Source organism: Streptomyces sp. NPDC092296 (assembly GCF_044755465.1).
Classification (GTDB): Bacteria; Actinomycetota; Actinomycetes; order Streptomycetales; family Streptomycetaceae; genus Peterkaempfera.
In genome coordinates this window covers 1-1,546 of record NZ_JBIVRB010000036.1, presented here as the reverse complement: position 1 = coordinate 1,546, position 1,546 = coordinate 1, and the positions used below count along the sequence as shown (strand labels likewise).

General features: G+C 56.9%; 1 rRNA gene. It reads right to left on the bottom strand.

Annotated features, from left to right (window positions below):
- Positions 1-40: 40 nt before the first annotated feature.
- Positions 41-1,546 (bottom strand): 23S ribosomal RNA (locus ACIQGZ_RS29560); the annotation flags it as partial.

Here is a 1,546-nt window from a genome sequence, read left to right as displayed (position 1 = left end):
GTTCGTTGTCTCAGAACAACACAGTGGACGCGTAGCAACTATGGACAAGCCCTCGGCCTATTAGTACCGGTCAGCTCCACCGATCACTCGGCTTCCACACCCGGCCTATCAACCCAGTCGTCTACTGGGAGCCTTACCCACTCAAGGTGGTGGGAGCCCTCATCTCGAAGCAGGCTTCCCGCTTAGATGCTTTCAGCGGTTATCCCTCCCGAACGTAGCCAACCAGCCATGCCCTTGGCAGGACAACTGGCACACCAGAGGTTCGTCCGTCCCGGTCCTCTCGTACTAGGGACAGCCCTTCTCAAGACTCCTACGCGCACAGCGGATAGGGACCGAACTGTCTCACGACGTTCTAAACCCAGCTCGCGTACCGCTTTAATGGGCGAACAGCCCAACCCTTGGGACCTACTCCAGCCCCAGGATGCGACGAGCCGACATCGAGGTGCCAAACCATCCCGTCGATATGGACTCTTGGGGAAGATCAGCCTGTTATCCCCGGGGTACCTTTTATCCGTTGAGCGACGGCGCTTCCACAAGCCACCGCCGGATCACTAGTCCCTGCTTTCGCACCTGCTCGACCCGTCGGTCTCACAGTCAAGCTCCCTTGTGCACTTACACTCAACACCTGATTGCCAACCAGGCTGAGGGAACCTTTGGGCGCCTCCGTTACCCTTTAGGAGGCAACCGCCCCAGTTAAACTACCCACCAGACACTGTCCCTGATCCGGATCACGGACCCAGGTTAGACATCCAGCACGACCAGAGTGGTATTTCAACGATGACTCCACCATGACTGGCGTCACAGCTTCACAGTCTCCCACCTATCCTACACAAGCCGAACCGAACACCAATATCAAGCTATAGTAAAGGTCCCGGGGTCTTTCCGTCCTGCTGCGCGAAACGAGCATCTTTACTCGTAATGCAATTTCACCGGGCCCGTGGTTGAGACAGTCGAGAAGTCGTTACGCCATTCGTGCAGGTCGGAACTTACCCGACAAGGAATTTCGCTACCTTAGGATGGTTATAGTTACCACCGCCGTTTACTGGCGCTTAAGTTCTCAGCTTCGCGGAATCGAAACCCCACTAACCGGTCCCCTTAACGTTCCAGCACCGGGCAGGCGTCAGTCCGTATACATCGCCTTACGGCTTCGCACGGACCTGTGTTTTTAGTAAACAGTCGCTTCTCGCTGGTCTCTGCGGCCACCACCAGCTCAGAGTGCAAGACTCATCACCAGCAATGGCCCCCCTTCTCCCGAAGTTACGGGGGCATTTTGCCGAGTTCCTTAACCACGGTTCACCCGAACGCCTCGGTATTCTCTACCTGACCACCTGAGTCGGTTTGGGGTACGGGCCGCCATGAAACTCGCTAGAGGCTTTTCTCGACAGCATAGGATCATCCACTTCACCACAATCGGCTCGGCATCAGGTCTCAGCCCCAATGAGCGGCGGATTTGCCTACCACTCGGCCTACACCCTTACCCCGGGACAACCACCGCCCGGGATGGACTACCTTCCTGCGTCACCCCATCGCTCACCTACTACCAGCT